This window comes from Candidatus Jordarchaeum sp. (assembly GCF_052745115.1).
In genome coordinates, this window is record NZ_JBRAKS010000291.1 from 1 (window position 1) to 4,997 (window position 4,997).

The window sequence follows — 4,997 nt, forward strand, 5'->3', positions numbered from 1 at the left end:
GAACCGAACACCATCTGGAAGTGTCCTAGATGGGTAAGTTTCGGACAACGGTTTCAATGGCACATAAGTATATTTTATAATGGTGGAGGCTGATATATTAGTTCTAGTAGAGAGGTGATTGAGTGAAGCATGCTTCAGATGTTGTTTCCAACGAGGAGATAGCAGGCTGGATAGAGGAAATAGCGTCTTTTGGCTATCGGAGGCCTGGTACCCTCGCAGATTCTAAGGCGGAAGAATATATTGTGAAGAAGTTTGAGGAGTTCGGGTTAACCGATGTGGAAAAGCAGCCCTACCAGATACTAAAATGGGAAGCCCGGGACTGGAAGCTCACCGTGGGCAAAAACGAAATACCCTGCTTTCACACCCCGAACACCGGCTTCACAGATGAGGACGGGGTGGAGGCCGAAATAGTTTACCTGGGCGACGGAACCGCTAAGGATTTCGAAGGCAAAAATGTTAAGGGAAAAATTGTTTTGATGAATGTGCGCTTCCCCATGCTTCAGGCAAGTCTTCTGGAGAAATTGGCGTTCTTTGTCTGGGACCCAGAGAAAACCCTCAAGGATTTCGCTCATCCTACAGCTTGGATTTACCCCAACTGGTGGGGGGCTTACTGGCACGCCTGCACACAAAAAGCAGCGGGAATAGTGGGTATTCTGGCGGATTACCCCACTAACGAAAACCGAGTATACATTCCCTATTTTGGACCCCTAAACCAGGAAATTCCAGAATGGTTCCTCGCTCATCTAGGGTTACCGGGACAGTTGCCGGGTTGGATACCGGGACTATGGGTTGCCAGAAAAGACGGAGCGGAGCTGGTGAAAGACTTGCACAAGGCGAAAGGGAGCCTTAAGGCGCACTTAATCTTGACCGGAGATGTGGAGCCTGCCACCACCCACAATATTGTGGCTTTACTGCCAGGACAAACCGAAGATACCATAGTGGTGCATTCCCATCATGATGGTCCTTGGAACAGTGCGGTGGAGGATGCCTCCGGAGTAGCGGAAGTCCTAGCAGTGGCTGAGCACTTTACCAAAATATCCTTGTCGGAGAGGGAGAAAACCCTTGTTTTTCTCTCCACAGGAACCCACTTCGGGGGCCCGGCAAGAGGAGACATCACTTTCATAGAGAGCAATCCCGACATAATGCAAAAACTGGTAATGGACGTGTGCATCGAGCATATTGCTCAAGATTTTGACGCGGAGCAGGGAGAATGGGTGGACACCGGTTTGCCCGAGCCCCGAGGAGTCTTCACCCAGGGAGGAAGCGAAGAGGCTACTAGCAACTTAGTTTATAGTTTGGCTGTGGAAGCGGAGAAGTATGATCTGCAACGTTTCATAGTACTGCCTGGAACCACGCCTCTAGGGGTGCCTACGGATGCTATGGCCTTTTACCGGGCGGGATATCCACTTTACAGCTGCATCTCAGGACCAGAGTATCTCTTTGATCCCTGTGATAACCTAGATAAGGTGGCGGTGGACCAGTTAAACCCGGTGGCAGCGGCATTTATTGGAGCTATTAAAAAAGTAGACAAAGCCAATCGGAGTGAAATAAGAGGACACTAAACAATTAAATAAGATATAGAAACTATCATGTGATACTTTTTGATAAAGCATAAGATTTATATTATTTATAATTCCCTTAATATTTTTTAAAAACGGAGGGTTCACATGACTAAAAAAGAAGAAATTATTTGGATGAGTGCAGTAGAGTTGGCTAAAAACATAAAGAGTGGTAAATTGTCCCCGGTAGAGGTTGTGGATGCTTTTTATAACCGTATCAAAAAGATTAATCCGGAGCTCAACGCCTTTGTAACTCTTACCGAAGAAAGTGCTCGGAAAGAGGCTGAGGCTGCGGAGAAGGCGGTTAAGAGTGGTAAGAAGCTGGGGCCGCTGCATGGAGTTCCTATCGCGGTGAAGGATAATATTGATGTTAAGGGGGTTAGACTAACCTATGGCTCAAAAATGTGGGAGAAGCACGTAGCAAAGGAAGACATGATTCATGTTGCAAGACTGAGAGAGGCAGGAGTAATCATACTGGGTAAAACAAATCTCCCGGAGTACGGTTTGATTCCAGTAACAGATAACCCGCTCTTCGGGCCGACCAAGAATCCTTGGGACCGCACCAAGACCCCCGGTGGCAGTAGCGGAGGTTCTGCGGTTGCCGTGGCTACAGGCATGTGTCCCATCGCTTTGGGCAATGATGGCGGAGGCTCCATAAGGGTTCCCAGCAGTCTCTGCGGCGTTTTCGGCTTAAAGCCCCATTTAGGTCGTATTCCAAGGTGGCCCTCACTGCCCGGCTGGGAAACCATGGCGGTTGAAGGACCCATTACCAGAACAGTGGCAGACGCGGCTCTGATGATGGACTTGATGGCTGGTCCAGATGACAGGGATTATCTTTCATTACCTGCGTCGGGTGTGAGCTATTTTGAAAACTTGGAGAAAGACGCTAAGAACAAGAAATTTGCTTACAGTCCCGATCTGGGTTATGCGGCGGTCGACCCCGAGGTAGTAGACATCACTCGGAAAGCTGCTCTCTCATTAGCGGATTTAGGCTATAAAGTGGAAGAAGTGAAGCTAGATTTCCCCAACATGGAAACGGATCTGGTCAATCAAGTGGTTTCAGAAACTGTTGCGGCGAATGCGGAGGTGTTGGAGGAGTGGAAAAAAGTCGCCTACCCCGTATACCTGGACTTCCTCTGGCTAGCAGACCACATTAAGGGTACCGACTACGTTAAAACTCAGTACAGGCGTAAGGATTTGTGGGACGCGGTTAGAAAAGTCTATGAAAAATATGATTTCCTCTTAACGCCAGCAACTGCTATTCCCGCCTTTAACTTGGAGATAGGAATGGGGCCCACCGAGATTGATGGGAAACCGGTTGCCAGCACCAGCTGGATCGCATTCACCTATCCCTTTAACTTCACCGGGCAACCAGCATCCTCAGTTCCCTGCGGTTTTACCAAGAGTAAGCTTCCGGTAGGTCTTCAGATCGTGGGCAACCGGTTCGACGAACTGGGAGTGCTTCAGGCCTCTCGAGCCTTTGAGAAGAATTTCCCATGGAGAGATAAAAAGCCGCCGATTTAAAGCAGATTAACCAGATTGACACTCCCCTCGACTAGAAGTCGGGGGCTTTCTCGCCAAGGTTATGTAAGGTTAATTCCATCTTTCTTTTTTATTTTTTCGAGTTTATGCATAGTTATTTTCCAAATTTTAGGAGGATTATTACCGAAAACGGAGCTTTTGCCAAGAATATTTGCCATTTTTGTATAATTTTCGCTTTTTAATATACGAAAGTGTAACTGATTAAGGATTTTTATCCCGTTTAACTGATTCTGTGCCTAAAATGGTGAATTTTTTTCCTTTTTTTATACATTTTTAATGAAATTTTTCGTTTTTTCGGAACATTTTTTCTAAAAATTAAGTTTTTGTGGTTGTCTACAATCCGTTTTTAATTAGTGTTTTCTGTTTATAACCGTCTAATTCTTCATTGTATAAGGGTTTATTTTTCATAATTTCTGAATTTTTATACCCTAAAACATGACCTTTAGTTTATATGCAAGAAAAGTAGCAGAATAATATAGTATAAAGGTTGGAGGTAGAATAAAAAATGTTGTTCGCAAAAGAAAAATTAGCCGCATTGGAGCTCGCCGAGCTTGTGAGCGGAGTAAATCCAAAAGTTAGAGGAGATTTAGTAGAAGACCTAATAAGCATGGTTCTGGAAACCGAGAACTCCATGCCCACCGAATACGCAAAGGGCGTCCTACACCTTTGGAGACGTGGAAAACTGGAAACCAACAATGGTTTGAGAGCCCTATTCAAAGCCGCGCTGAGCGTAGAGCCCGAAAAGACCGCTGAGGTCTGCGAGAAATACGGATGCAGAGAAGTCGCAGAATTCATAAAAGGCTAAAAAAAGTCTCCTTGACTCTTTACATTTAAATTTGAGTCCTGAAATTTTAAAATTTTTTTTACAATCTCCTCTTAATTTTATCTTGTTCTATCAATCAATCATTTGTTTCCCCAATTTTGAAGCCTTTTTGGAATTTTTCGGTTTTTAATGTGGTGTGGTGCCTTTTTGATAATGAGGAGATTTTACGAAGAAAGATTATTAATTTGGGGTTAATTATTTTAGAGTTATAAGTTTTACAAAAAAGGTGATTTTTATGGCAGATGAGAAATCGGGTTCGCTTAAAGGTGTGCCGTTAACCTTTATTGGTGGGATACTCTTACTAGCTATGTTAATCATCTCTACTGTGAGTATACTAGGAGCAGTCTCACTTTACACCAGTTTCCCTCTGAACCCTTACCCTATTCATTTGTTGGGAATTAAACTGTTGCCCACGATATGGGTACCGGTTCCCAACTATGGGTATAGGGTATTTACCGAGTTTATAAGTGATCTTGGTGTCGGGCCTTCCTCTTTCATCTTTAATGGGGGTATAATCATTGCGGGGGCCATCACTGTTCTAATGTTTCCTACCCTTCTTAAGCCGCTGGGGAGCACGGGGACGGCGAAGATAGGTGTTGTGATAGGGATTATTGCGGGTGTAGGCTTGGCTGGGGTTGGTGCTTTTCCAGAGAATACAGGGTTCTACCACGTGCTATTCGCCACCATGTTCTTCGTTTCAATTTTCACTGCAGCAGGAGTTTTGAGTTATGCTAATAATTCAACATCGTTCTTTTCAAAGACTGTTCAACGTTTGGGTTATTTCGCGTTCCTCGGTGGTTTGATTTGCACCGGTCTTGTTCTAATTTTTGGGCCCCCTCCAGAATGGGGTTTGCTCTTATTACTGCTTATTTGGGCACTACCACTAAGCATAGAAATGTTAGCTAAAGGGAAGTAGCTCTAATCGGTCTAAAACATAGACTCAACAGCGGCAAACCCTTTTCCAAGCTTCTTTTGTTCCCGTATACGGGAAATATATGCTTGTGTTTTGCTCAACAAGTTTCCCCGGAAAGAAGCGTTTTTTAAGCCCCCGAAACAAAGGAGTAAACAACAAC

Annotated in this window: 4 protein-coding genes; all 4 read left to right on the forward strand. The window is 44.8% G+C overall.

What is annotated here, in order from left to right; all coding sequences use genetic code 11:
* Positions 1 to 122: 122 nt before the first annotated feature.
* The 4 genes from ACUVXA_RS16255 (at position 123) to ACUVXA_RS16270 (ending at position 4,840) form a co-directional block, all read left to right on the forward strand.
* A complete protein-coding gene (locus ACUVXA_RS16255; protein WP_445872334.1) occupies positions 123 to 1,562 on the forward strand; it encodes a hypothetical protein in 1,440 nt (479 codons plus the stop codon).
* Positions 1,563 to 1,667: 105 nt separating this feature from the next.
* The gene (locus ACUVXA_RS16260; RefSeq protein ID WP_445872335.1) at positions 1,668 to 3,083 is read left to right on the forward strand and encodes an amidase; all 1,416 of its coding nucleotides are present in this window, start codon (positions 1,668 to 1,670) and stop codon (positions 3,081 to 3,083) included.
* A 523-nt stretch (positions 3,084 to 3,606) separates the two neighbouring features.
* On the forward strand, positions 3,607 to 3,906 hold the full coding sequence (locus ACUVXA_RS16265; RefSeq protein WP_445872336.1) for a hypothetical protein: 300 nt from the start codon (positions 3,607 to 3,609) through the stop codon (positions 3,904 to 3,906).
* 253 nt (positions 3,907 to 4,159) lie between these two features.
* Positions 4,160 to 4,840, forward strand: coding sequence for a DUF998 domain-containing protein (locus tag ACUVXA_RS16270; protein WP_445872337.1), 681 nt, complete (start codon positions 4,160 to 4,162; stop codon positions 4,838 to 4,840).
* Positions 4,841 to 4,997: the final 157 nt, after the last annotated feature.

Bases quoted from the DNA above. Each gene is read 5' to 3' on its own strand.
- ACUVXA_RS16260 (WP_445872335.1), top strand. From the start codon at position 1,668: ATGACTAAAAAAGAAGAAATTATTTGGATGAGTGCAGTAGAGTTGGCT.
- ACUVXA_RS16265 (WP_445872336.1), top strand. From the start codon at position 3,607: ATGTTGTTCGCAAAAGAAAAATTAGCCGCATTGGAGCTCGCCGAGCTT.
- ACUVXA_RS16270 (WP_445872337.1), top strand. From the start codon at position 4,160: ATGGCAGATGAGAAATCGGGTTCGCTTAAAGGTGTGCCGTTAACCTTT.